General features: G+C 36.7%; 22 protein-coding genes. 8 read left to right on the top strand and 14 right to left on the bottom strand.

The genetic code is table 11. The annotated features are described in order from the left end of the window. Positions 1-68: 68 nt before the first annotated feature. From atpA to B3P23_RS01600, 8 genes are all read right to left on the bottom strand, one after another. Complete coding sequence (gene atpA, locus B3P23_RS01635; RefSeq protein ID WP_021188669.1) at positions 69-1643, bottom strand: F0F1 ATP synthase subunit alpha; 1575 nt, start codon at positions 1641-1643, stop codon at positions 69-71. Positions 1644-1692: 49 nt separating this feature from the next. Next, positions 1693-2238 carry a F0F1 ATP synthase subunit delta gene (locus B3P23_RS01630; RefSeq protein WP_045753272.1) on the bottom strand — a complete coding sequence of 182 codons (546 nt, stop codon included), beginning with the start codon at positions 2236-2238 and terminating at the stop codon, positions 1693-1695. 31 nt (positions 2239-2269) lie between these two features. Beyond that, positions 2270-2770: a F0F1 ATP synthase subunit B gene (locus tag B3P23_RS01625; protein WP_045753271.1), complete on the bottom strand. Its 501-nt coding sequence runs from the start codon at positions 2768-2770 to the stop codon at positions 2270-2272. 92 nt (positions 2771-2862) lie between these two features. Further along, complete coding sequence (gene atpE / locus B3P23_RS01620) at positions 2863-3051, bottom strand: ATP synthase F0 subunit C (protein ID WP_021188666.1); 189 nt, start codon at positions 3049-3051, stop codon at positions 2863-2865. A 36-nt stretch (positions 3052-3087) separates the two neighbouring features. Next, positions 3088-4176: a F0F1 ATP synthase subunit A gene (gene atpB, locus B3P23_RS01615; RefSeq protein ID WP_248755702.1), complete on the bottom strand. Its 1089-nt coding sequence runs from the start codon at positions 4174-4176 to the stop codon at positions 3088-3090. Positions 4177-4254: 78 nt separating this feature from the next. After that, complete coding sequence (locus B3P23_RS01610; protein ID WP_045753269.1) at positions 4255-4659, bottom strand: hypothetical protein; 405 nt, start codon at positions 4657-4659, stop codon at positions 4255-4257. Then, positions 4652-4873, bottom strand: coding sequence for an AtpZ/AtpI family protein (locus tag B3P23_RS01605; protein ID WP_021188663.1), 222 nt, complete (start codon positions 4871-4873; stop codon positions 4652-4654). The genes B3P23_RS01610 and B3P23_RS01605 overlap by 8 nt, the downstream gene beginning before the upstream one ends. Before the next feature lie 48 nt (positions 4874-4921). After that, positions 4922-7162 (bottom strand): helix-turn-helix domain-containing protein, encoded by a 2241-nt coding sequence (locus B3P23_RS01600; RefSeq protein ID WP_045753268.1) that lies wholly within the window; start codon positions 7160-7162, stop codon positions 4922-4924. Between the two features lie 860 nt (positions 7163-8022). Between B3P23_RS01600 and B3P23_RS01595 the strand changes: the two genes are divergently transcribed. The 4 genes from B3P23_RS01595 (at position 8023) to B3P23_RS01580 (ending at position 11666) form a co-directional block, all read left to right on the top strand. Next, positions 8023-8520 carry a phosphoheptose isomerase gene (locus tag B3P23_RS01595; RefSeq protein ID WP_045753267.1) on the top strand — a complete coding sequence of 166 codons (498 nt, stop codon included), beginning with the start codon at positions 8023-8025 and terminating at the stop codon, positions 8518-8520. Positions 8521-8780: 260 nt separating this feature from the next. After that, positions 8781-9524: a hypothetical protein gene (locus B3P23_RS01590; protein ID WP_293923981.1), complete on the top strand. Its 744-nt coding sequence runs from the start codon at positions 8781-8783 to the stop codon at positions 9522-9524. 11 nt (positions 9525-9535) lie between these two features. Further along, a complete protein-coding gene (locus tag B3P23_RS01585) occupies positions 9536-10645 on the top strand; it encodes a hypothetical protein (protein WP_248755700.1) in 1110 nt (369 codons plus the stop codon). A gap of 28 nt (positions 10646-10673) precedes the next feature. Then, positions 10674-11666, top strand: a complete 993-nt coding sequence (locus B3P23_RS01580) for a hypothetical protein (RefSeq protein ID WP_293923978.1) — start codon at positions 10674-10676, stop codon at positions 11664-11666. 79 nt (positions 11667-11745) lie between these two features. Here B3P23_RS01580 and B3P23_RS01575 read toward each other — a convergent pair whose 3' ends face one another. Together B3P23_RS01575 and B3P23_RS01570 are read right to left on the bottom strand one after the other, a co-directional pair. Then, positions 11746-12855, bottom strand: coding sequence for a zinc finger domain-containing protein (locus B3P23_RS01575; RefSeq protein ID WP_248755699.1), 1110 nt, complete (start codon positions 12853-12855; stop codon positions 11746-11748). Between the two features lie 9 nt (positions 12856-12864). Beyond that, positions 12865-13995, bottom strand: a complete 1131-nt coding sequence (locus B3P23_RS01570) for an SPFH domain-containing protein (protein WP_293923974.1) — start codon at positions 13993-13995, stop codon at positions 12865-12867. Between the two features lie 203 nt (positions 13996-14198). Between B3P23_RS01570 and B3P23_RS01565 the strand changes: the two genes are divergently transcribed. After that, complete coding sequence (locus B3P23_RS01565) at positions 14199-16079, top strand: DNA topoisomerase IV subunit B (protein WP_293923972.1); 1881 nt, start codon at positions 14199-14201, stop codon at positions 16077-16079. Between the two features lie 226 nt (positions 16080-16305). Next, positions 16306-18087, top strand: coding sequence for a hypothetical protein (locus tag B3P23_RS01560; RefSeq protein WP_293923969.1), 1782 nt, complete (start codon positions 16306-16308; stop codon positions 18085-18087). Between the two features lie 89 nt (positions 18088-18176). On the opposite strand, the gene B3P23_RS01555 is transcribed toward B3P23_RS01560, so the two are convergent. Genes B3P23_RS01555 through B3P23_RS01545 form a run of 3 tightly spaced genes read right to left on the bottom strand, consistent with a single transcriptional unit; the run spans position 18177 to position 20639 of the window. Continuing rightward, entirely contained in the window at positions 18177-19082 is a 906-nt protein-coding gene (locus B3P23_RS01555) for a class I SAM-dependent methyltransferase (protein WP_045753259.1), read from the bottom strand. Positions 19083-19136: 54 nt separating this feature from the next. After that, the gene (locus B3P23_RS01550; RefSeq protein ID WP_045753258.1) at positions 19137-19889 is read right to left on the bottom strand and encodes an ABC transporter ATP-binding protein; all 753 of its coding nucleotides are present in this window, start codon (positions 19887-19889) and stop codon (positions 19137-19139) included. A 15-nt stretch (positions 19890-19904) separates the two neighbouring features. Then, positions 19905-20639, bottom strand: a complete 735-nt coding sequence (locus B3P23_RS01545; RefSeq protein WP_045753257.1) for an MlaE family ABC transporter permease — start codon at positions 20637-20639, stop codon at positions 19905-19907. Positions 20640-20932: 293 nt separating this feature from the next. On the opposite strand from B3P23_RS01545, the gene B3P23_RS01540 reads away from it, so the two are divergent. After that, entirely contained in the window at positions 20933-21871 is a 939-nt protein-coding gene (locus tag B3P23_RS01540) for a LiaI-LiaF-like domain-containing protein (RefSeq protein ID WP_045753256.1), read from the top strand. Positions 21872-21917: 46 nt separating this feature from the next. After that, positions 21918-23930, top strand: coding sequence for a (E)-4-hydroxy-3-methylbut-2-enyl-diphosphate synthase (gene ispG / locus B3P23_RS01535; protein WP_293923966.1), 2013 nt, complete (start codon positions 21918-21920; stop codon positions 23928-23930). Between the two features lie 56 nt (positions 23931-23986). Here ispG and B3P23_RS01530 read toward each other — a convergent pair whose 3' ends face one another. Beyond that, positions 23987-24448: a T9SS type A sorting domain-containing protein gene (locus B3P23_RS01530; protein ID WP_293923964.1), complete on the bottom strand. Its 462-nt coding sequence runs from the start codon at positions 24446-24448 to the stop codon at positions 23987-23989. Positions 24449-24483 lie beyond the last annotated feature (35 nt).

Genomic DNA, 24483 nt, shown 5'->3' with positions numbered 1-24483 from the left:
GATTTGAGTATTGAGTACTGTGTATTGAGTATAACTCGCTATACTCAATACTCTATACTCATATCTAATTAATATTTTGATGCTAAGTCTTTAGCTACTGTTTCTAATACTGAAGTTAATTCATCTGAGAATTTACCTGCTTTAAAAGCATTTAAAACCTCTGGATGACGTTGCTCTAACAACGTTAAATATTCTTCTTCAAACTCTCTCACTTTATTTACTGGAACAGAACGGAATAAACCTTTAGTACCTGCATAAATAATGGCTACTTGTTTTTCAACAGAAACCGGAGAGTATTGCGCTTGTTTTAAAATCTCAACGTTACGGATACCTTTATCTAAAACTCCTTTAGTTGCTGCATCTAGATCAGAACCAAATTTTGCGAAAGCTTCTAACTCACGGTATTGTGCTTGATCCAATTTTAATGTACCAGCAACCTTTTTCATTGGCTTGATCTGAGCGTTACCACCTACACGAGATACAGAAATACCGACGTTGATCGCTGGACGGATACCTGCGTTAAACAAGTTCGACTCCAAGAAAATCTGACCATCAGTAATCGAGATTACGTTTGTAGGGATATACGCAGAAACGTCACCCGCTTGAGTCTCAATAATAGGAAGAGCAGTCAATGAACCACCACCTTTTACCAAGTGTTTGATAGACTCAGGAAGATCATTCATATTTCTAGCAATCTCATCAGAAGCATTGATTTTCGCAGCTCTTTCTAATAGACGGCTATGTAAGTAGAAAACATCACCTGGATATGCTTCACGTCCCGGAGGTCTTTTCAATAATAATGAAACCTCACGGTAAGCTACCGCTTGTTTTGATAAATCATCATATACGATCAAAGCCGGACGACCTGTATCACGGAAGAATTCACCGATAGCAGCACCCGCCATTGGCGCGTAGAACTGTAATGGAGCTGGATCAGCAGCTGAAGCAGCAACAACAACGGTATAAGCCATTGCACCACGCTCTTCTAAAGTACGAACGATATTCGCAACTGTAGAGTTCTTTTGACCGATAGCAACATAGATACAGAATACCGGTTGACCAGCATCATAAAATTCTTTTTGATTTAAGATTGTATCGATACATACAGCAGTTTTACCTGTCTGACGGTCACCGATTACCAACTCACGTTGTCCACGACCTACCGGAATCATCGCATCAATAGCTTTGATACCTGTTTGTAATGGCTCAGTTACTGGTTGACGGAACAATACACCTGGAGCTTTACGCTCGATTGGCATTTCGTATGTCTCACCTGTAATAGGTCCTTTACCATCAATTGGCTGACCTAATGTATTTACAACACGACCGCACATACCTTCACCTACTTTAATAGATGCGATACGATTAGTACGTTTGATAGTATCACCTTCTTTGACGATGTCTGAAGGACCTAAAAGAACAACACCAACGTTATCTTCTTCTAAGTTTAATACGATACCTTGTAATCCGTTATCAAATTCAACCAATTCACCGGACTGAACTTTAGTTAAGCCGTAAATACGAGCAATACCGTCACCAATACTAAGTACGGTACCAACTTCCTCTAGTTCGGCTTCTGATTTAAAGCCCGACAATTGTTCTCTTAAAACTGCCGAAACCTCATCTGGTCTTACCTCTATCATTGTTATTATTATAAGGGGTTCTTGATTTTGTTAAATGTTAAAATCAACACTATACGCGTTGACCTTCAAAATATCTTTCTAATCTATTTAATTTACCTGCAATACTTGCATCATATTGTTTATCACCAATAGTAATCACAAAGCCACCGATCAACGATTGATCAACTTTATTTGTAATCAATACCTGTGCATTAATTTGATTGGCAATTGTTGCTTTTAATTCTGATAAATTAGTATCAGAAAGTGGTGCTGCAGATATTACTGTAGCGTTTACAATTCCTTTTACTTCATTGTACTCACGAACAAACTCATGAGCAGCAGCTTCGATCACTTCAGCACGACCCTTTTGGATCATGATATTGAAGAATGATAAAATAGCAGGATTGATTTTATCTTTAAATAATGCCTCTAAGATATTTACTTTCTTGTCCAATTTAATAATTGGATTAGACAATACTGCACGTAGCTCAGGATTAGCTTTCAAAACTTCGATGAATTGATCCATATCCGTTTTGATAGCGTCCAAACTACCTTGTTCTTTTGCCAAATCAATTAATGATTTCGCATATCTTGATGCTACTTTAAATACTGACATACTTCTTTAATGATAAAATTTGAATGACCGATTAGTTTACTTTCACGTCTTTAAGCAAATCTGCGATCAACGCTTCTTGCTTATTTTGGTCTTCAAATTCTTTGCTTAATACTTTACGAGCAATATCCAATGCTAAAGTAGAAACTTGATTTTTTACTTCTGCCATTGCTTTATTCTTTTGCTCATTGATTTCGATTGACGCTTGAGCAATCATTTTAGCACCTTCTGTTTGCGCTACATTTTTTGCTTCAGCAACAATCTTATCTTTCATTTCTTTAGCTTCTTTCAAGATAAGATCACGTTCTACACGTGCTTCCTTCAATAAGGATTCATTTTCATTTGTCAAACGTGCCATCTCCAACTTAGCTTTTTCAGCAGATTCCAAAGCATCAGAAATACCTTGTTCACGTTCTGCCAAAGCAGCCATGATCGGTTTCCAAGCAAATTTACCTAATAAAAAGATAATGATTAATAAGATGATGACTTGCCAGAAAAACAAACCAAATGAAAACTGTTCTATTAATTTTTCCATTGATGTATGATAATATTTTTTGTATTTCGTCTAATTGAAAGTATTATTTATGACCAACCGTCATAAATAATACTTTTAAATTCATTGGGTGATTATTTACCTAATAATAACGCACCGAAAGCTAAACCTTCTAATAAGGCTCCGATAATGATCATCGCAGTTTGGATTTTACTAGCTGCTTCTGGTTGGCGAGCGATTGCTTCCATTGCTGAACCACCGATTTTACCTAGACCTAATCCTGCTCCGATAACGATTAAACCTGCTCCAATTAAATTGTACATAATAAATGATTTAAATATAATTAAACAAAAAATTTCTTAGTGATGTGCCTCGTTATGTTCTTCGACAGCCATTCCAATAAATAGAGATGACAACATCGTGAAGATAAACGCTTGTAAAAATGCGACTAATATTTCAACTACCATAAGGAAGGTCGTCAATAACATTGACACACCGATACTTCCACCTACCGATAGTTGCTCCTGTAGCAAATAAACAACGGCAATTAAACCCATTACAACTGTGTGACCAGCCGTAATATTGGCAAATAAACGAACCATTAAAGAGAATGGTTTAGTAAATAAACCTAAAAACTCAATGGGTGCTAAAGCAATTTTGAAAGGAACTGGTACACCTGGCATCCAGAAAATATGTTTCCAATAATCCTTATTTGCTTTCAGATTGATAAATAAAAATGTAAAGATTGCTAAACAGAAAGTAACCGTGATATTACCAGTCACATTGAATCCTAGCGGTGTTAAACCCAAAAGATTTAAAACCAAGATCATAAAGAAAACCGACAATAAGTAAGGCATAAATTCTTTATAACGATGTCCGATATTTGGAATCGCCATCTCATCACGTACATAAAGTACCATGGGCTCCAACACACGTCCAAAACCTTTTGGTAAGTTATTAGCACCTTTTTTGTATGTTTTTGCTAGGCCTAAAAAGCCCCAAAATAATATTACAGTCGTTAACAGTAAACCAAAAACATTTTTCGTGATAGAAAAGTCTAAAGGTTTTTTATTGGTAGGGTGATGATGTTCATCATAATTAAGTGTACCCGCAGCATCCGTTTTATAAATTTTACCATGGTATAATGTATAAAATTGACCATCTTTTTCGACTACTTGTTTTCCGAAATCGAATGCCGAAGACATAAAAACTTTAATTCCACCATCAATTAATATTACAGGCAATGGGAATCCAAAAGTTTTACCCGCTTCTTTATCTGTAAATAAAGAAAAATAATGATCATCTTGCAAGTGATGCTCGATGTAGGATTTAATCTCTTCGTCTTGAGATTTAGGCTCTTCGCTTACTTCATTAGCTTTAGCAAAAAACGGATTAACAGTAAATAAAATCACTGCAAAAAAAAGAAATGCTTTCTTAACGCTCCCCATGTTCTGTTTTTTTATTTTTGCGCAAAAATACAATATTATTTGTCATTTTTTGCGATTAATTTGAACTTTTTATTAAAATTACTTATTGACTGATTCCACTTCTTTATTAATGACCTTAAATGCGACTAATACATCAAAAAACAAGTAAAGAAAAAACACGATTAAAAAATTATATTCGAAGATATCACCCGACGAATGATTTAAACCACCTCTAAAAAACACATAACTTAATGCAGCCTTTAACGTGATCAATCCCAAAAAAATAAAACCAATATTTTTGGGCATTACAGCATCGGAGATCAGGATAACAATTACTAGCACTAATGATGCAACAGATTCAAATGCATATAAGCTATACAGTTCAAAACCCGTTAAACTTTTAAAATCAGTAATCCCAAAAGATGGTAACGCATAATAGTGTGCCCCAAAAAGGATAACAGTAAAAATTAGAAGTATTGCAATAAATTTAATGTAATTATTCATCCCTGTTCAATCGATTAGCTTCTCGTATAAAATGATAAAGTGAGGCGAAAATACCGATAAATGTGCATATTTTCATGGCAAGACCATTAGAAAAATGGTATTTCTCATCTAGCCATGTGCCTAACATATACATCAAATAAATGGTGACTCCCATTTGCAGTGGCAACGAGATAAAAACCATCCACTTATTTGGGTTTTTATTAGACTTTCCCATGGCTATTTATAGCTAACTTTTACAAACATACACATATTTTGAAACATCTTAATCATGAACTGGATTTTCTAAAACTTTTTGTCCGATTTTAATATGAGGATAATCGATACTAGCCCCTAACATCATCTTCAATTCTGAAGAAGATTTACCAGGATGTGCCTTTATGGTATTAATAATGAGATCCAATTTATCCTGTTCGATCAATTCTGTAGCCTCGACTTCTGTACCAACAAAATGAATTAAGTGCCCATAAATAGTCCCTGCTACCATCCCCCTTTTCACCGCAATTTCTTCGATAGTAGCACCGTCCTTATAAAGCTCGAGAGTTACTTGTTTAGTATCAAGCTTTTTAGCACTTTCTCCCTCCTCATTTTGCACCACAAGGTCTTCTTTTTCTTTTGTCTTAGACTGTTCCTGCACCTGCTCCAAAGCTTGTTGAAAATCATCTTTCTTAGATAAAGCATCAGCGATAGTCAAACATTGTTGAAGCTGCTCGCGCTTACGCTTAAAATCCAAAAGCAGCTCTTTGGTTTCATCGATATATTTTTTTGTTCGCTTCTTAATCTGCCAATCTTTTATGTGCTGATCTAATGCGGCGACCAGATCTTGATCCATCTTAGGTAAAAACCAGTTGACGGCAGATGTAGTACGTTCACATATCAAAGCATAATCGACATGTTGGTCGGTTTTTTTCAATAGCTCGTACAATTGAGTAATGAATTTATGCGCCACCTTCTCTTGCGTAAGCAAATTTGATTGCATCGTAGACCAAAAAGCCTCGGCTTCCACTTTATTGTCAATATTGCGGTCGGCCAATGCAACCACCTGTTCTTGACAGGAAGTAGTCAAATAGTCCCAACGGAAACACTGGATTAAATTTTGTGCCAGATAAGTTCTTTGGCATTGCTCCAAAATTTCTTTAATATCCGTTTGAAATGAAGAACGCAAAGCAAATTCGACGACCTGGCTATCCGTTCTGATTGCATATGCCGGAATAATGGATTTCAATACTAATCCTTTTAAACTCGTCAATCTACTCAGTGCAACATACACCTGTCCTGCCGCAAAAGAAGTTCCAGCATCTATGATCGCCTTATCAAATGTCAAACCTTGGCTCTTATGGATCGTGATCGCCCACGCTAACCGCAGCGGAAATTGCGAAAATGTACCTAATACCTCTTCCTTGATCTGATCCTGTCCCTTATCGTAGTTGTATTTGATGTTTTCCCAAGTCTCTCGTTTCGCTGTCACATCCTCACTCCCGTCCGGAAATTTGACAACCACTGTGCCCGCTTGCAGATTAATATCCTTCACCGTACCGATCTTGCCATTATAGTATTTTCGATCCTCTCCCGTATCATTCCGTATGAACATCACCTGAGCACCAATTTTTAAAGACAGAATTTCTTCGGCAGGATAAGATCCCTGTGCAAAATCATCCTTGACAACAGCCTTTAAATTGAGCATTTTTCCCGATAGATTAGCCAGTGCTTTACCATTGATATCGTCAGCATTCCGATTGTGGGAAGTAAGCGTAATAAATTGATCTCCTTCCTTCGGTTCAAAATCAGGTTTATAATACGTATTCAGTTCCTTCAACATCTCCGTATCACAGTTATTATTTCGAATGGCATTTAAGATGGAAATAAAACCTTCATCCTGCTGTCTATAGATCTTATCTAACTCCAATAAAATCGGAGGATTATCACGAAGCACTTTAGCATTAAAAAAGAATACCGAAGTATAATGATTGCGTAGCACCTGCCACTCATGGTCACGCACGACAGGAGGCAATTGATATAAATCGCCAATAAAAAGCAATTGCAAACCACCAAATGGACGCATATCACGACGTACTGATTGCAGGATAACATTGATAGCATCTAATGTATCAGCACGAACCATCGACACCTCATCGATCACCAACAGTTCCAGCTCCTGAAGGATAGTACGACGCTGTTTCGTTAATTTAATCGTACTAAATAAACGGCTTTTGTTATAGATGTGGCCATCTTGTTCGTCCCATTTCAATTCATGATCTTCAATAAAAGTCCCAAAAGGCAACCAAAAAAGCGAATGAAGAGTAGTCCCTCCCGCATTCATAGCCGCCACTCCGGTCGGAGCAGTGATCGCCATTTTTTTATAACTATGGTCACGTATATATTTCAGAAATGTCGTTTTTCCGGTTCCAGCCTTTCCAGTAAGAAAAATATGTTGATTTGTTTGATTAACAAAAGCAACAGCTTGCATAAAAGCCGTATTTTCACGATCTATTTTTATTTCTGACATACTGATAATTTTAATGTGGAATTACAAAACTAATCAAATATTCTGAGAGGAAATAATGATACGATCTAAGTCTGATGAAGTAAGGTATCGTAAAAAACATGAGCACATCATACACCGCTATACAACCTGTTGTATATTTTAAACCATACCACTTTTCAAATTATTGATATTGATATCAAAACACCCAATGATGGTTATTACCGAAATCTTGGTCAAGATTATACTGGATACGATCTGCTCTAAGATCAAGTAATAGCGCCTCTTGTCCGTCATCTATGGCACTACGTCCCGATCATAATAGGATGCCATTTCAATATATCTGATATAGGTAAGCAGGGTCTATAAATGGTACTATCATCGTCAAAATACTAAAAACACGGACTTAACACGCAGTCACCACGGACTTAACACGGATTTATGCTGTATATGGTAAGAATATTGTGTGCGCTACAGATGAAGGAAATTCGAATAACCTACTGACTTTAGCTATACTTATTGATAAGCTAATAATCCGAAAAACTAGGTTTATCATACGCCAGACCATGTTTTTTTAGAGATTTAACAAGCACTGATCCATCTCTTCAAGCGATAGACCAGCGTAAGCTAGATCTACCTGTGATCGGATCATGAGCCACTAGCGAGTCCGAGTCAAAAAATGAAAACCTACTACGCTTTAGGTTTATTTATACGTATCGATCTGACGATAAAGTGTTCACCATGACTCAACAGCATCAATATATCAGCCCCAGTAGTATGATCGTTAAAAATAGCTAAAACGTTTATGCTATTTTTATTTAAAAGATTTTATTTATATTTATCACTCAAATAAACATATAATAGACTTACTAAGATACATATTTATGATAACGGATAAATCAACGCTATTTGAGGAATTAGATAAAGCGTTAAAAGAAAAAGGATTTGAAATTGATAAATCTGATCAAACCAGACCTTGGGGCGGTTTCTTTGTCATCAACGAAGATCAAGCCCAAAAATTTGCCGACGAATATTTCGACGGATTAGATGTAAAAGATCTAAAAATTTCTGGAAAATTAAGTCCAAAAATTCTCGTGGTAGCACCCGAAAAAAGATTATCATGGCAGTATCACCACCGTCGTGCCGAAATTTGGAAAGTAATTCACGGAACTGTTGGTGTTATGGTATCAGATACCGATGATGAATCTGTTGTTCAAACATTGACAGCAGGTAGTATTATCAAATTACGTCAAGGACAACGCCACAGGTTAATTGGATTAGATGGTTATGGCATATTAGCTGAAATTTGGCAACACACCGATATCGAAAACCCTTCGAATGAAGACGATATCGTTCGTGTACAAGATGATTTCGGAAGATAGTACCTGAGTATCACATCTCGTATTAAACACAAAGAACTCGAAAATTAAATTTTCGAGTTTTTTTATGTCCTATAATATTGTACAAACACATGATCTGATATTCAAAATACCAATAGAATGATTTCAACACCACCAATCATTCCCTAAAATTCGGTTAGAAAATCGCGCTACATCATATATCATTTTAAAAATCAAATGACATGAACCAAGATTGCCATTTTTTGTTATTTTTACTTAACTAAACTAAACTAACACAGATTATGACTGATCAAGAAAACAATAAAAGCTCAAGTATATTGAATAGTCTTAAAAAGCTAATTTTTACAGACCACCAAGAGACTCCATCTGAAGAACGATCCCCATCGCCCCATATAAAAGAAGAACCTATTCCTCCAAAGATCACGAAGGAATACACAGCTGCCGTCGCAGGAAATCCACTTTCAAACAGTCAACTGCCCCCCGCTATTCCGATAACAGCCAATGATGGATCTACTGATATCAAACAAATGAAACTGAAAGTTCTTGGCATATTAGAAAGACTCAACGAACAAGGATTAGATTTTTTTGAAGTGTGGAATGCAGCTGCAGCAATGGGAAAAGTAGATGAAAATACGTTAAAAGCAGCCTATACTTCACTGAAATATGTGGATAGTAGCCTGACCAAAGAAAAGTTAAAAACAACTGGCACTAATTATGCTAACAAACTGAAAGAAACCATAGCCAAAGAAACACAACAAAAGGAAGCGGAAATACAAAAAGCAGAACAAGACCGTGAATTTGAAAAGACAACACTAAACAATGAAATCAAAACATTAACCGACAGCATTTCTAAGCTTCAAGACGACTTACAGAAAAAACAAGTTGCCCTTGCTCAAATTAACACGAAATATGAGCCCAAATTAAAAGAGATCGAACAAAAAATTTCGATTGGAAATGCAGCTGTCAATGAAGTAGTTAACGATATTCAAACAACCTTAGCAATTATAGAGAGATCAATCTCATAAGTTACAAATCAATGGAAAAGAAAGAACACTATATCAATATACCCGCTGAAATAAAATCTCAGTTACCTATTTTTCAAGTATTGGGTGATCATTTGCCCGCGCAGATGCAAACTCCTCAAGCCAAGAAGACAATCTCCAGTATATTTTTTTGGGCATTAGTACTCGGAGGTGCTTTCGCTTTTTTCAAGTTTCTTCCGATCATGTTGGAATATGCTGCAAAAAGCATTTTATTTGTCATTTTCAGCATCCTATTATTAACACTATTATTATTAGCTCCAAAAATCATTGCGTTACTACATCGATTGGGTACTGTCTTATTATTTAAAGGTGAAAAAGCGATCATCCGCAATAATCCCATAGAGACGTTACAGCTTTTATCAAAAGATGCAAAGGACACCCTAAAAAGGGTTAAAGAAAAAATTAGTAATGTAGATGGCGTCCGTATCGATATGATTCAAAGTGGTGAAACAGCACAAAAAACCGCAGAAGAAAAGTATATCTATGCAAAGCGCTTTACCGCAGAAGCCGCAAATTTAGATGAAAGCGCTAAAAAAGAAACTCAAAACAACAATACCGAAAAAGCAAACGCTTACCTGCGAAATGCAAAAGAGACGCGCACAAAAGCATTTCTCTTAGGTAAAGAAGGAGAATCGGAAGAACAAAATGCACGAAGCTATGTACAGTATGCCAACCAATTTGCTAAAGTTTTGGAAGTATTGAAAGATAATGAAAGTGCCGCCCGTATTTATGTAAGCACACTGGACAGTAGTATATCTATTATTTCAAAAAAACTCGAAGCTACCCAAAAAATGAAAAATGCGACAGAAGGGCTTGCCGACGTATTTAATATCAAAGATGGCTGGGCTTTCCAAGAAGCAATGAATGCGGCAACAGGTGCTATCAGCCAAAATATTGCTTCGATCAGATCTAATCTAGACTTTTTAGATCAAAACAATAATATTACGGTGGGCGGAGCACCTACACAGGTAGAACTGGAAGAGTTTATCCGAAAAGTTGATGAGCGCAATTTGAAAGTGTTGAATGTCAGTCAAATGGCCGATTCAAGTTACGAACTCAAACCCGAAGAAAAAATAGACAAAGGATTTACATTATTAGATTAATCGTTATACAAATTATATTATAAAAATTATGGAAGAAAAATCAACTTGGGCTAGATTACGCTGGCCAATTAAAGCAATAATTATTGCCATTCCACTTATTGCACTTGGCTACTGGGCATTTAATTCGGGTAAATTTGATGGTACAGCAACATCCACTGCAGATACCACAATAAACAGTACCTCTTCAAATCCTGCCCATAAATCAAATGATGATAAAAGAACTTTTAATTACCAACCCGAAAAACCGGTAAACGGTGAATACAAAGGAGTAATAGAAGTAGGTGCTTCGGGCTTCAATTCTTTTGTTGTGAATATAGATAAAGAAAATCATTGGGAGATTATTTCCAAAGATTTTGGCAAATCATTCGTATATGAAGGTATGGCCAATACCGAAGATATTCGCAAAGGTCTTAAAGATTATATCGGAACCATGTTTGATAAGGGCGTAAAATCAAAAAACATACACTTTGTGATCAGTTCCGGAGCTCAAAAAGAACCTAAAACAGCTATCATTGTTTCTGAGCTTAAGAAAATGGGATTTGTTGTCAATTTAGTCACAGCAGAACAAGAGGGTAAATTGGCCCTTAAATGCGTATTGCCTCCTTCTTATCAAGATAATTCTTTTGTTGTTGATATTGGCTCGGGTAACACCAAAATTTCTTGGGTTGCAGGACAGACAAATTCACTGGAGGCTCCAGGTGCTAAATATTATGAAAAGAACCTCAAAGATGAAGATGTTTATAATGAAGTAAAATCATTGACAGCAAAAATTCCATCAGCCAATAGAGAAATCTGTTTTATCATCGGTGGAGTTCCTTTTGAATTAGCACAACAAACACGTACAGGAGAAGAACGTTTTACGGTATTAAACAATCCCGAAACATACAATACTGACAAAGTCAAAATCAAAAGTGGTGTTAACATCTATAAAGCAATAAAAGATGCAACCAACTGCGATACCTTTGTTTTTGATTGGGATGCCAACTTTACAATTGGTTTCTTACTCTCATTAAATAAATAGTACAATTAAAAAGAGTCAATAAAAAATGGTCTTATTGAAATCAATAAGACAATTTTTTATTTTTATCAGTGCCTCAAATTTACCCCATATTACTTAATAAAAGGATAATGACAATGATCAGCAATATAAACAAGGTTATTTTCCAAAAACTATAAGGTCGCTGTCCATATACCTTACCGTTAAATGCATTCACCATAATCTGATAACTCTTACTTTTATACCGATAAGCAGACAACCATACGGGAAGTAAAATATACTTCAACCTGATGTCCTCATAATCCGAATCAATATGATCTATGCTTTGCGTATCGCCACCAATGTCAGATCGCACAGTATCGCTAATGATATCTTCCATTACCCTTTTCGCTGCTTGAATCCCGGCAATATGATCGATACTAAAAGTTTCAGCAATAAATCCACTCAAATACTGATCATTAAACGGTTTTAAATAGGCCATGTTCCAAGGACCTATTTTCGAAGCAAAATCATTGGGTAACGATGTTGATGCACTAATCAAAACATCTTTAAAGCGATTCAACACTTGGCCAGACGCATAATACCAGCGTGTCTGCTGTTCCTCGTAGGTTTCTGACTTACCATCTGCAGTACGACGCGTCCGCGTGACGTAGTAATACTCCCCTCTTTGACCTTGATAAGAAGAGGTTGCTTTAGCGTCATAGCACCAAAAAGGAATATAAACTCCCTTTAACCTATTATTCTGCGCATTAAATATACGTTTAAAATCATTTGGAGCAAACCATAATCCCCCAGCCCATTTTTTGAAAAGCGGAAATGCTTTCTTTTCGTCAATAACAAACGGAATTAAACCATGAGGTTTGACAATTCGTCTTTCTTGATGATCAATAACCAGAGGAGAGGCGCAAAAAGCGCATAAATCTGCTGTAACATGTGGATCCAAAGTTGAGTTTGCTCCACAATTTTGACAGTGCACGACCTCAGCCGTGATCGTAAACCGGGCATCGTGAATATCCCGCATTGCAGTTGTAAATTCATCATAATCGATCGTCTGTATGGCAGCTCCAATACCCGCATGTTCCACAATCTGATTTTCAGTACCGCAGTATGCACATTTTAAATATGACGTACCAGGCTGATAGGCTAAAATCGCTCCGCAGCCCTGACACTTCAAATCCTGACTGATTTCCGTTGTTTTATCCTCAAAACTCATAAACAGAATCTATGCCCCCGGAATTGGTGGAGGACCAGCATGAAACAAGCTTGTCAATTCTTCTATTTCACGCGCTTCCATCCAATTTTCCATCCCTGCTTTCCAAGTCAGAGTAGAAGAAGTAAGTTTACCAGTATGTATCTCATCTTTCAACTGCTCAATCGTAAATGGCCCCTCTTGCACACCATTGATCGCGAGGTAGTATTGGACAGCTTGTGGTATTACTGGTGGGCTTGCCGATGGAGAGGCACCCGTAGGTTGGTTACCGTCAAACTTATTTTGCTGGAACACACCGGTCATCTGGCCAGCCATCCCCGCTCCGAGTCCTACCCCCAGTCCAGCCCCCATAAGACCTCCACCATTGGGGTTTTCAGCCGCTTTTTCCATAGCATTTGCAGCTTGAAATTGAGCGTAAGCGCCCAAATTTCCAACAATACCCATACTACTTCTTTTATCCAATACTTTTTCAACTTCTTCAGGCAATGAAATATTTTCAATCAGAAATTTATTCAGATTCAACCCGATCTCTTCAAATTCAGGGCGTATTTTCTCTTGGATAAAGTTGGATACTTCATCATAATGAGATGCCAGATCCAAAACGGCTATTTTAGACTCAGCAATAGCATCCATCCCGCGAGTGACCGCGATATTGCGAAGTTGCTCATTAATATTTTCAACGGTAAATGTTGGATTGGTTGCAGCAATTTGCTTTAAAAACACAGCAGGATCATTAACCTGAAAAGCATACGATCCAAAAGCCCGTAATCGTACAGGACCAAATTCAGCATCCCGTAGCATAATCGGATTTTTAGTTCCCCATTTTTGATTGGTAAATTGTCTTAAACTGATAAAAAACACATCCGCTTTAAAAGGACTATTAAATCCATATTTCCATCCTTGCAAGGTGGTCATCACAGGCATATTCTGCGTAGTCAACACATGTCTCCCAGCAGTAAAAACATCGGCGATCACCCCTTCGTTCATAAACACCGCAACCTGTCCCTCACGTACAGTAAGCTGTGAATTCATTTTTATTTCATTCTGATAACGAGGGAATTTCCACACAATCGTATCATGACTATCATCAACCCATTCGATGATATCGATAAACTCATTTCTTATTTTATCAAACAATCCCATAATTTATTGCTATAACGTTTCCTAAATTTAAATAAATAATCAGCAATCTAAAGTAAATATTTATAGAATTTACAGCTCACTATCCAAACCAAAGATAGCTTGTAGATTTCTGCCCTTCTAAATAATTGAATTAAGAAATTGACTACACATATTTAATCTTTATTTTACTATTTTTGCTAAACACCGAAGAATAATTAAAAAACATGAGTACTTATAACGAAGATAGTATACGTTCCCTCGATTGGAAAGAACATATTCGCTTGCGTCCCGGTATGTATATTGGGAAATTAGGAGATGGTTCTGCCTACGACGACGGTATTTATGTCTTATTAAAAGAAGTAGTCGACAACTCTATTGATGAGTTTGTAATGGGCGCTGGTAAAACGATCGATATTACGGTCAATGACAATAAAGTTGCCGTCCGGGATTATGGCCGTGGTATCCCAATCGGATCAGTCGTAGATGTCGTGTCAAAAATTAATACAGGAGGTAAATACGATAGTAAAGCTTTTCAAAAATCCGTAGGGCTTAATGGTGTCGGTACAAAAGCGGTTAATGCGCTGTCTGGACAATTTACCGTACAATCATACCGCGAAAAAGTAACACGTATCGCACAATTTAGCAAAGGAGAGTTATTGTCTGACGAGGAAAAAGAAACCACGCAACGTAACGGTACCGCTGTGATATTTTACCCCGATGAAACCATATTCAGAAATTATAAATACCGCTTAGAATTTGTCGAAAACATGATCTGGAATTATGTTTTCTTAAATTCAGGTTTAACCATTAATTTCAATGGACAAAAGTTCATCTCTGAAAATGGTCTAAAAGATCTTTTAGAACGGAATATCGATACAGAGTCCATGCGCTACCCGATCATTCACTTGAGAGGAGAAGATATCGAAATCGCAATAACACACGGTCAGCAATATGGTGAAGAGTATTACTCCTTTGTCAATGGCCAGCACACTACGCAAGGAGGAACACATCAAGCAGCTTTCCGCGAAGCCTTGGTAAAAACAATACGTGAGTTTTACAAAAAAGAATTTGATGCTTCAGATGTTCGATCTTCTATCATCGGAGCAATTGCCATAAAAGTACAAGAACCTGTCTTTGAATCGCAAACAAAAACAAAACTTGGTTCTCAAAGTATTGGACCAGATGGCCCTACTGTGCGAACATTCATCAATGATTTTCTTAAAAAAGCATTAGACGATTATCTGCATAAAAATGCGGAGACAGCTGATGCCTTGTTAAAACGTATCCTTCAATCCGAAAGAGAACGTAAAGATATCGCAGGAATTAAAAAACTGGCCAATGAGCGTGCTAAGAAAGCATCCTTACATAACCGTAAACTCCGCGATTGTAAAGTTCACTTCTCCGATAAAAACGAAAGAAATCAAGAAACGACATTATTCATTACAGAGGGGGATTCTGCATCAGGTTCTATTACCAAATCTAGAGATGTACAGACACAAGCTGTTTTTAGTTTAAAGGGAAAACCATTAAACTCTTATGGGATGTCCAAAAAGATCGTCTACGAAAACGAAGAATTCAACTTGTTGCAACATGCCCTAAATATTGAAGATGGCTTGGACGGTTTACGTTATAATAATATTGTATTTGCGACAGATGCCGATGTTGATGGTATGCACATACGACTATTATTGTTAACCTTCTTTTTGCAATTTTTCCCAGATCTTGTTAAAGCAGGTCACGTCTCTATTTTACAGACACCACTATTCCGTGTGCGTAATAAAAAGGAAACGATCTATTGCTATTCGGATGAAGAAAGACAACGTGCAATCGCTAAATTAGGAAACAAACCAGAGATCACACGTTTTAAAGGTCTTGGTGAGATCTCCCCTTCCGAATTTGGTCTATTCATCGGAAAAGATATGCGCTTGGATCCAGTATTCTTATCCAAGGATAATAAAATAAAGCAACTATTAGAGTATTATATGGGGAAAAATACTCCCGATAGACAAAAACATATTGTTAATAATCTTCGCGTTGAACTCGATCTTGAAGAAGAGCTAGCTCGAATTGCTAAAGAAGAACAACAAACACAACAAGCGGGTTAAGATACCCCGCTTGTTTTTTCTTTCTAGCATTTCCAATCATTTGCTATAATCTAAAAAGTACCGACCACCAGACTGACATGGCTGCTAACATACATCGAGGTAGCCATATAAAAGCAGAAAACATTTTCACATTCACTAAAAAGTGATTTATATCATTTTTTAATCAGGCAAACATTACTTTTTCATATCCTTTTTATTCGGTATTTCGTATTGAAATAAAACTGATATGACGCACTCATTCCATATTCCCGTTTTGGGATTAGCATTCTCAATAGATTCCCCGTTAAAAGTCGCTCGATTTGGGATATCATCTGTTATATCCATCGTAGATGATGAATTAATTGAACGTATTCGGGCATATTATTCTCAGATAAATAAGAAAGAATATGTTCCCATAAAAAAAACAGAGGCCGATTTTAGGTCGCACCGAATTTCAAGTTATCTCAACCTGGTTGCTCAATTAGTCCAAGAACAGATTGAGCATATGCGTACCGAATTTTTTGAAAAAGGCTCTGAAATTGATCGCTATTTTCAACTCATACCGGAATCTCATCCTGCAAAAAAGATCTACCATGACATGCTATCCGAAACCGATATTGTAGAAAAGGCAAAGAAAAAACAAAACCTCAGAACATGGATCCAAGCCGGAGATATTGATGTCAATATCATGTCTAAAGTGGATAAGATCAATTATGATAAAAACGGAAATGCACAGGACGACATCTTTTCAGATGCACTAGCAGCATTAAGAGGATATGCAAATTCGCAGTTACAATCTTCCGTTATTCTTTCTGCAGGTATGAACCCCAAGCTATACGCATATGTCGCCGAATTGCCTGCTTTTTGGCAACAAGATGATGGCACGTTTAAAAAGAAGATAACATTAAAGGTCAGTGATTATAGATCTGCATTAATACAAGCAAAGTATTTAGCAAAAAAAGGAGTTTGGGTTTCCGAGTTCCGTGTAGAGTCGGGTTTAAACTGTGGTGGACATGCATTTGCTACAGATGGTTTTTTATTAGGCCCTATTTTATCTGAATTCAAAAATAAAAAACAAGAATTACAGCAAGAGCTGTTTCATATTTATCAACAATATTGGATTCAAAAAGACAAAAATTTTCAACAAGCTCCACCCATTAAGTACACGGTACAAGGCGGAGTGGGAACGGCTAGCGAACATCAATTTTTACTCCAATATTATGAATTTGATGCCGTAGGTTGGGGGTCTCCATTTTTACTCGTACCCGAAGCTACCACTGTCGACGAAGAAACATTAATGGCACTGACCACTTCAGAAGAACAGGACTTTTATATCAGTGAAGCTTCACCACTCGGAGTACCTTTCAATAATTTTAGAAAAAGCTCTGCAGAGCGTCTACGTTTAAAAAGAATACAACAGGGAAGACCCGGAAGTCCATGTATCAAGAAATACCTCGTATCCAACACAGATTTTGGTGCTGAACCCCTTTGTACGGCATCTCGCGCATATCAACACAAAAAAATTCAAGAATTAGAGGCAAAATCATTAGAACAAAAAGACTATGACAAAGAATTTGCACGAATTACTGAAAAAACATGTCTCTGCGACGGACTTGCAGCACCTGCCTATTTAAAATACGATATTTTAAAACCTAAAGAACAAAGCGCTGTATCTATTTGTCCAGGTCCAAATACGGTGTGGTTTAAAAGTAAATGCTCACTCGACCAGATGATCAACCATATCTATGGAAAAGATGATTTGATCAAAAATGATAACCGTCCATTTCTATTTATTAACGAACTACAACTCTATGTGGCACATATAAAAAAATACGTAGAAATGAATGCCGATACCGTCAATGATAAGAAAATAAAATATTTAGAAAAATTTAAAAATCAGCTTTTAGAAGGAATAGCTTATTATGATAAATTAAAAAATGATTTAAAAGGCTTTTCAAATCATGTTATAGAGCGCATACCCGAGCAGCTCAACAATGCCGAAAGGGAACTTGCCGGGATCAAATTTTAAGGGATCAGATCTACGTGAATCTAATGTCCAAAAACAACAAAGGAGTAACTAAACATGTTACTCCTTTGTTGTTTTTGTAATTTATATCTCTATTGAGCTACTTTTCTAAATTTACCAAAGACACCCAAAGGCAATTTAGGCCCTGCTGTAGCTTGTAAATAAAGTTCTCCAACTTCTAGATTTTCCACTTTAGGAAATGCAGTACGAATTAGATTTTCTACGATCACTGATGAAAAACCCAGTGAATACGTATTCAAGATCAAGAAATGTTCTTTAGGATCTAATAATTGTACAACATCGTTCATCATTTCCATGATATGATCCTCCAATTTCCACTTCTCTCCCTTCGGACCATGTCCATAAGCTGGCGGATCCAATATGATACCATTGTATTTATTTCCACGCTTTACCTCACGTTTTACAAACTTCAAAGCATCCTCTACTACCCAGCGAATATTGTCAATTTCTGATAATTCTTGATTTTCATTAGCCCAAGTAACCACTTGTTTGATCGAGTCTACGTGCGTAGTATCAGCACCAGCAGCACGCGCGATTAATGAGGCACCGCCAGTATAGGCAAATAAATTTAAAACCTTCGGTTTATCTGTTTCAAAGGCACGTACAGACTGGGAGATATAATCCCAATTGACAGCTTGCTCAGGAAAAATACCGACATGTTTAAACGAGGTCAATCCCAGACGGAACTTAATAGCAACATCATTATTTTTATATTGTATATGCCAGCGATCTTGTGCTTTAGGATTTTTTTTCATCCACTCACCAGAAGTAGCAGAACGACCTTTAAATTTAATGTCATGACGTTTGTTCCACTCCGCCTCTGACCATGTTTTTGGCCATACAGCCTGTGGTTCAGGACGAATTAAGACTAAATCGCCAAAACGCTCTAATTTTTCGAAATCACCACAATCGATTAACTCGTAATCTTTCCAATGTTGTGGTGTCAATAATTGTATATCTGTTGTAGTCAAAATCAATAATTTGGCGCAAAGATACGTAAATCTAAAAACAAATAAGCAAAGATCAACAGATTACATCGTTTCTTTTGCGCGCTTCATCAATGGACTTGCAAATACAAAATCATTTAACTCCTTTACATCAGACCGCATCATATCCTGATTTGAACCTTCCCAAAACTTTTGTCCCTTATAGAGGTAAAGAATGTATTCACCAATTCCCATAACCGAATTCATATCATGTGTCACCACAATGGTGGTTGCATTATATTCCTGTGTCAATTCTAATATCAGTTCATCGATCAAGATTGAAGTTTCTGGATCTAAGCCCGAATTTGGCTCATCACAAAAAAGATATTTCGGACTCATGGCTATTGCACGAGCTATACCTACACGCTTTTTCATTCCTCCGGATAGCTCTGAAGGATAAAGCTGGTTGCGTCCTTTCAGATTTACTCTCTCCAAACAAAAATTAGCACGATCCAATTTTTCAGACTTGGACATCTCCGTAAACATATCCAACGAGAAAATAATATTCTGCTCTACAGTCATAGAATCGAAGAGTGCCGAATTTTGGAACAACATGCCAATTTCTTTACGGATTGGAATACGATCTTCAAAACTCAATTTTGAAAAATCTTGACCATTAAAAAGAACACGACCTTTATCAGGTTCGTGTAAACCAACCATACATTTTAACAAAGTACTTTTTCCAGATCCCGAACCACCAATAATTAAACTCACTTTACCCGGTTCAAAAGTAGCATCAATACCTTTCAGTACCTCGTTACTTCCGAAGGATTTATAAATATGCTCTATTTGTATCATAATTTTTTAAAGAAATTAAAGCATCAGCGCCGTTATCAAATAATCAGCTGCCAAGATGGTTATACAACCAATAACAACCGCCTTCGTACTTGCTTGGCCGACTTCCAGAGCACCACCACTTACAGTAAAACCTTTATATGCAGATATGGAGGTAATAATAAAGCCAAAGACCAAAGCTTTCACCAATGCAACCGTAACGGTGAAACCATTAAACCCTTCTTGGATACCCATAATGTAATCTGAAGGTGTTACCGCGCCAGAAAGCGCTCCGCCAATAAGACCACCAACAATAGAACAAAAAATAGCGATCGTCACTAAAACCGGTACCATCGTGATACCTGCTAGTATTTTAGGTAATATCAAATATCCGGGAGCATTAATTCCCATGATTTCCAAAGCATCGATCTGCTCCGTCACACGCATAGAACCAATCTGTGAGGAGATGGAAGATCCGACACTGCCCATGAGCACCAATGCCGAAATAGTAGGTCCCAATTCTAAAATATTGGAATCTCGATTGATGGAGCCAATAATTGAATTCGGAATTAAATCAGAAACCAATTGGAAAGCAATCTGCATCGTCATAACCGCTCCGATAAAGGTGGAGATAATAACAATAAGCCCAAGCGATCCGAGACCTATTTCGTTCATGGCATGCATGGTCTCTTTCCAGTAAATCTTTCCTTTCTCTGGTCTCTTCAAAACCGAGCGTAGCAATAGCAAATAAGAACCAATATGGTGAAATATCATATATTTTTACAGTGTTTTTTCTTCATTAAAATCTAAGATACTATTATAACACCATAATATACAAATTGGTTTTTTATAGTGCCATGATAAAATATGCTTCGCATCAAAGATAACCAATACTTCTAAATAACTATTAAATACTCATTCCTCATAAATAGCTTAACTCAATTACCGATGAAATGATATATTTTACCGAGATTAGTACATGAATAACCTAATTTATAAAATCAAAAATTTATTTTTAGTTTACATTTGTGATGTAGTTTAAAAATAAAAGAATAAACGATTATATTATGGACGCAAAGAGAATCACAACAGGTATTATATTTTTATTCATTGGAATCATACTGCTTTTAAGTAAGTTGGACGTTATAGATTTCAATTGGTTTGAGGTTTTTCGCTACTGGCCATTACTGATTATATTGGTAGGAGTAAATATTCTAGTTCCCAAAAAAGATATTGGTTATATGATATCTATCGGAACAACATGTGTTATTTTATCGGTATTTACCTATATCGGTATCACCACCCCCAATCAAAGTTTTATATCTCGTATCATGGAAAACAACCACATCGATATCGATATGGATGAAGAAGACTTTAAGGGAACTTCAAACTTTGTATCCGCTAAAAAAATTGGCAATATCACACATGCAACGGCCAATATTGATTTAGGTGCTACACAGATCAAGTTAAAAGACACAACTGATTCAAATTTATTTGAAGCAACCAATAATTCCAATAAATATTTTCTTTCGCTGAATGCCGATTCAAAAGAAGAGCATACGACGCTGGATTTAAGTGGAAAAACAAAGAAGGGAATAAACTCAAAAGGCAACACAACGCTGATCAAGCTCAATAAGAATATCATTTGGGACCTAAACTTAGATGTAGGCGCTGCAGATATTCAAGGTGATTTGTCAAATTTCAAACTTAGAAATCTAACAATTGATGCTGGTGCTAGTAATTTGGACCTAAAATTAGGTTATCCGCAAACCAATTCTAATATTAATATTGATGCTGGAGCATCTTCAATTCAAATTGCCATTCCGAAAGATGCGGCTTGTCAGATCATGACAGAAATGGCCTTGTCTTCCGTAAATGCTGACGATAGTTTTATAAAAGGCAATGAAAAAGGAACACTGTCTACGCCTAATTTTGATAAAGCAAAAAATAAATTCCAGATTTCCATCGATGGTGGCATTACTTCTGTATCGATAACTCGTTATTAAAAGAGCTTAAATAAGTGCAGTAGAATACATAACTTTGCAATTAGATATGGACACAAGTAAACTTTTGACATTGCCTGATATTTATTGCAACTCGCAAACCACGTATTCAAGATGGAAAACAAGAGAAGTGCAGATTGGGGATGTACCGATGGGTGGGGACAATCCGATACGTATTCAGAGCATGACAACCATTGACACCATGGACACCCTAGGTTCTGTGGAGCAAACCATAAAAATGGTTGACGCTGGTTGTGAATATGTAAGGATCACCGCACCATCTATTAAAGAAGCAAATAATCTAGCCAATATAAAAAAAGAATTGCGCCTCAGGGGATATCAGGTACCCCTAGTTGCTGACATTCATTTCACACCCAATGCAGCTGAAGTGGCTGCACGAATTGTTGAAAAAGTTCGTGTGAATCCAGGCAACTATGCCGACAAGAAAAAATTTGATCAACTCAATTATACTGATAGCGAGTATCAAGCAGAACTAGATCGCATCTATAAAAAATTCAAGCCACTAGTCAATATCTGCAAAGAGTATGGCACGGCTATGCGTATCGGAACCAATCATGGCTCTCTTTCTGACCGGATCATGAGCCATTATGGTGATACGCCAGAAGGAATGGTCGAATCAGCCATGGAATTTATTCGAATTTGTGAAGACTTAAATTACTATAATTTATGTATCTCCATGAAATCAAGCAATCCGCAGGTAATGGTTCGTGCTTATCGACTTTTAGTTGAGAAAATGGTTTCCGAAAACATGAACTATCCGCTGCACTTAGGCGTTACCGAAGCTGGAGACGGAGAAGATGGTCGAGTCAAATCAGCCGTAGGAATTGGGACTTTATTAGAAGATGGATTGGGTGACACTGTGCGCGTATCTCTGACCGAGGAGCCAGAAAAAGAAGCACCAGTGGCAATCGCCTTAGTAAATAGATATACAAAAAGACAACATGATATCAATACGGAAAAGGTACCCCAAATCTTAAAATTAACAGATAATAATATCGCTACACCGTATATATCCAAAGAAGTCAATACTTTTATTGGAGGATCCTTAGTGCCCCGCGTTGTTGTCGATATATCTACACAAAACTTGAAAGATGCCCACGTTTTGTCACAAGCAGGTTATCGATATGATATGCTATTGGACAAATATCATATGGGTGAACAATCTGTTGATTTTGTGTATTTAGCTGATCAATTGCCCTCATTTAATATGCCGGCAAATTTAAAGCAACTCTATAACTACAAGACCTGGAGAAATATACAAAACAAAGCTAATATCCATCCCTTATTTACACTGGAAGAATTCAATCAATCTACAGACAAAGATCCTGTACTCAATCTGATCAAAATAAAAAACACGGATTTAGCGACAAGTTTATTTGAAAACCTACAGCTGGATAAAACAATCGTATTTGTCTTAGAAACAACAGCCACACATGGAATGGCGGAACAAAGACAATTTTTTAAAAATCTACAAGAAATTGGATTAGATAATCCTGTGATTATTAAAAGAACTTATGATCCAGCTGCATTTTCTGGACCTATTGGTGATATTATGAATCCAGAAGAGCCGATTTCTAAAATCCAGTTATATGCGGCAACTGATCTGGGAGCACTGTTAATAGATGGATTTGGTTCAGGTGTTTGGATCGAGTCACCAGCGACACCTTTGGACAAAATCGTATCCTTATCATTTGGTATACTACAAGCCACAAGATCACGAATCTCTAAAACAGAATATATTTCTTGTCCAAGCTGCGGTCGAACGCTCTTTGACCTCCAAGAAACAACACAGATGATCAGAAATCGAACAAATCACTTGAAAGGATTAAAGATTGGCATCATGGGATGTATTGTCAATGGTCCAGGTGAAATGGCTGATGCGGATTATGGCTATGTAGGAGCTGGTCCAGACAAAATCACACTATATCGTGGACAACAAGTCGTCAAGAAAAACGTGAGCTCTGCACATGCATTGGACGAGCTTATCAATATCATCAAATCTGATGGTTTGTGGATTGAAGAGAACGAGATACCCAATTAAAAAGAAAAAGGCTTAAATGATATCATTTAAGCCTTTCTTATGTTATATTATTTCGATTATTTACGAACAGAGAATCTCTTTACAACCGTTTCTGAGCCAGAAACTACTCGGATAAAATAAAAACCAGAATTAAGTTTACCACTCGGATCAAAAGATAAATTTTGATTACCGGCATCTAAGCTTCCATTCATTAACTGAACAACCTCATTACCCAAAGCATCCATAATTTTAATGGCCACAGAACTCTGTTTATTCAATTTAAAAGATAAACTGATCTGTTCAGAAATGGGATTATAAAAAACCTTAACATTGTTGATTAACTTATCCGCATCTTTGGTATTGTCCGGATTTGCGACAAAACTTAAAACATCAGCTTTGTCCAAGGAAAATAAATGATGATTATCCTCGTTTTTAGTAGAAGATGAAGCGTGTAATACAGAAGCATAGCCCAAGCTTCCTGTCAACGTTACCACGCAGAGCAGACATAAATAAGCTATTTTCTTAAAATTAAATTTCATTTGTATATACGACTTCTTAGATTGGTTATAGTTTA

The sequence above is a fragment of the Sphingobacterium sp. UBA6320 genome (assembly GCF_002440335.1).
In the GTDB taxonomy this organism is placed as follows: domain Bacteria; phylum Bacteroidota; class Bacteroidia; order Sphingobacteriales; family Sphingobacteriaceae; genus Sphingobacterium.
The sequence above is the reverse complement of the archived record's forward strand: the minus strand, read 5'-3'. Positions and strand labels throughout refer to the sequence as shown.

Coding starts and splice junctions, on each gene's coding strand:
- ispG (WP_293923966.1), top strand. CDS start 21,918: ATGGACACAAGTAAACTTTTGACATTGCCTGATATTTATTGCAACTCG.
- B3P23_RS01595 (WP_045753267.1), top strand. CDS start 8,023: ATGATAACGGATAAATCAACGCTATTTGAGGAATTAGATAAAGCGTTA.
- B3P23_RS01605 (WP_021188663.1), bottom strand. CDS start 4,873: ATGGGAAAGTCTAATAAAAACCCAAATAAGTGGATGGTTTTTATCTCG.
- B3P23_RS01625 (WP_045753271.1), bottom strand. CDS start 2,770: ATGGAAAAATTAATAGAACAGTTTTCATTTGGTTTGTTTTTCTGGCAA.
- B3P23_RS01580 (WP_293923978.1), top strand. CDS start 10,674: ATGGAAGAAAAATCAACTTGGGCTAGATTACGCTGGCCAATTAAAGCA.
- B3P23_RS01550 (WP_045753258.1), bottom strand. CDS start 19,889: ATGATACAAATAGAGCATATTTATAAATCCTTCGGAAGTAACGAGGTA.
- B3P23_RS01530 (WP_293923964.1), bottom strand. CDS start 24,448: ATGAAATTTAATTTTAAGAAAATAGCTTATTTATGTCTGCTCTGCGTG.
- B3P23_RS01570 (WP_293923974.1), bottom strand. CDS start 13,995: ATGGGATTGTTTGATAAAATAAGAAATGAGTTTATCGATATCATCGAA.
- B3P23_RS01565 (WP_293923972.1), top strand. CDS start 14,199: ATGAGTACTTATAACGAAGATAGTATACGTTCCCTCGATTGGAAAGAA.
- B3P23_RS01630 (WP_045753272.1), bottom strand. CDS start 2,238: ATGTCAGTATTTAAAGTAGCATCAAGATATGCGAAATCATTAATTGAT.
- B3P23_RS01575 (WP_248755699.1), bottom strand. CDS start 12,855: ATGAGTTTTGAGGATAAAACAACGGAAATCAGTCAGGATTTGAAGTGT.
- B3P23_RS01545 (WP_045753257.1), bottom strand. CDS start 20,639: ATGATATTTCACCATATTGGTTCTTATTTGCTATTGCTACGCTCGGTT.
- B3P23_RS01600 (WP_045753268.1), bottom strand. CDS start 7,162: ATGTCAGAAATAAAAATAGATCGTGAAAATACGGCTTTTATGCAAGCT.
- B3P23_RS01560 (WP_293923969.1), top strand. CDS start 16,306: ATGACGCACTCATTCCATATTCCCGTTTTGGGATTAGCATTCTCAATA.
- B3P23_RS01540 (WP_045753256.1), top strand. CDS start 20,933: ATGGACGCAAAGAGAATCACAACAGGTATTATATTTTTATTCATTGGA.
- B3P23_RS01610 (WP_045753269.1), bottom strand. CDS start 4,659: ATGAATAATTACATTAAATTTATTGCAATACTTCTAATTTTTACTGTT.
- atpA (WP_021188669.1), bottom strand. CDS start 1,643: ATGATAGAGGTAAGACCAGATGAGGTTTCGGCAGTTTTAAGAGAACAA.
- B3P23_RS01590 (WP_293923981.1), top strand. CDS start 8,781: ATGACTGATCAAGAAAACAATAAAAGCTCAAGTATATTGAATAGTCTT.
- atpB (WP_248755702.1), bottom strand. CDS start 4,176: ATGGGGAGCGTTAAGAAAGCATTTCTTTTTTTTGCAGTGATTTTATTT.
- B3P23_RS01585 (WP_248755700.1), top strand. CDS start 9,536: ATGGAAAAGAAAGAACACTATATCAATATACCCGCTGAAATAAAATCT.
- atpE (WP_021188666.1), bottom strand. CDS start 3,051: ATGTACAATTTAATTGGAGCAGGTTTAATCGTTATCGGAGCAGGATTA.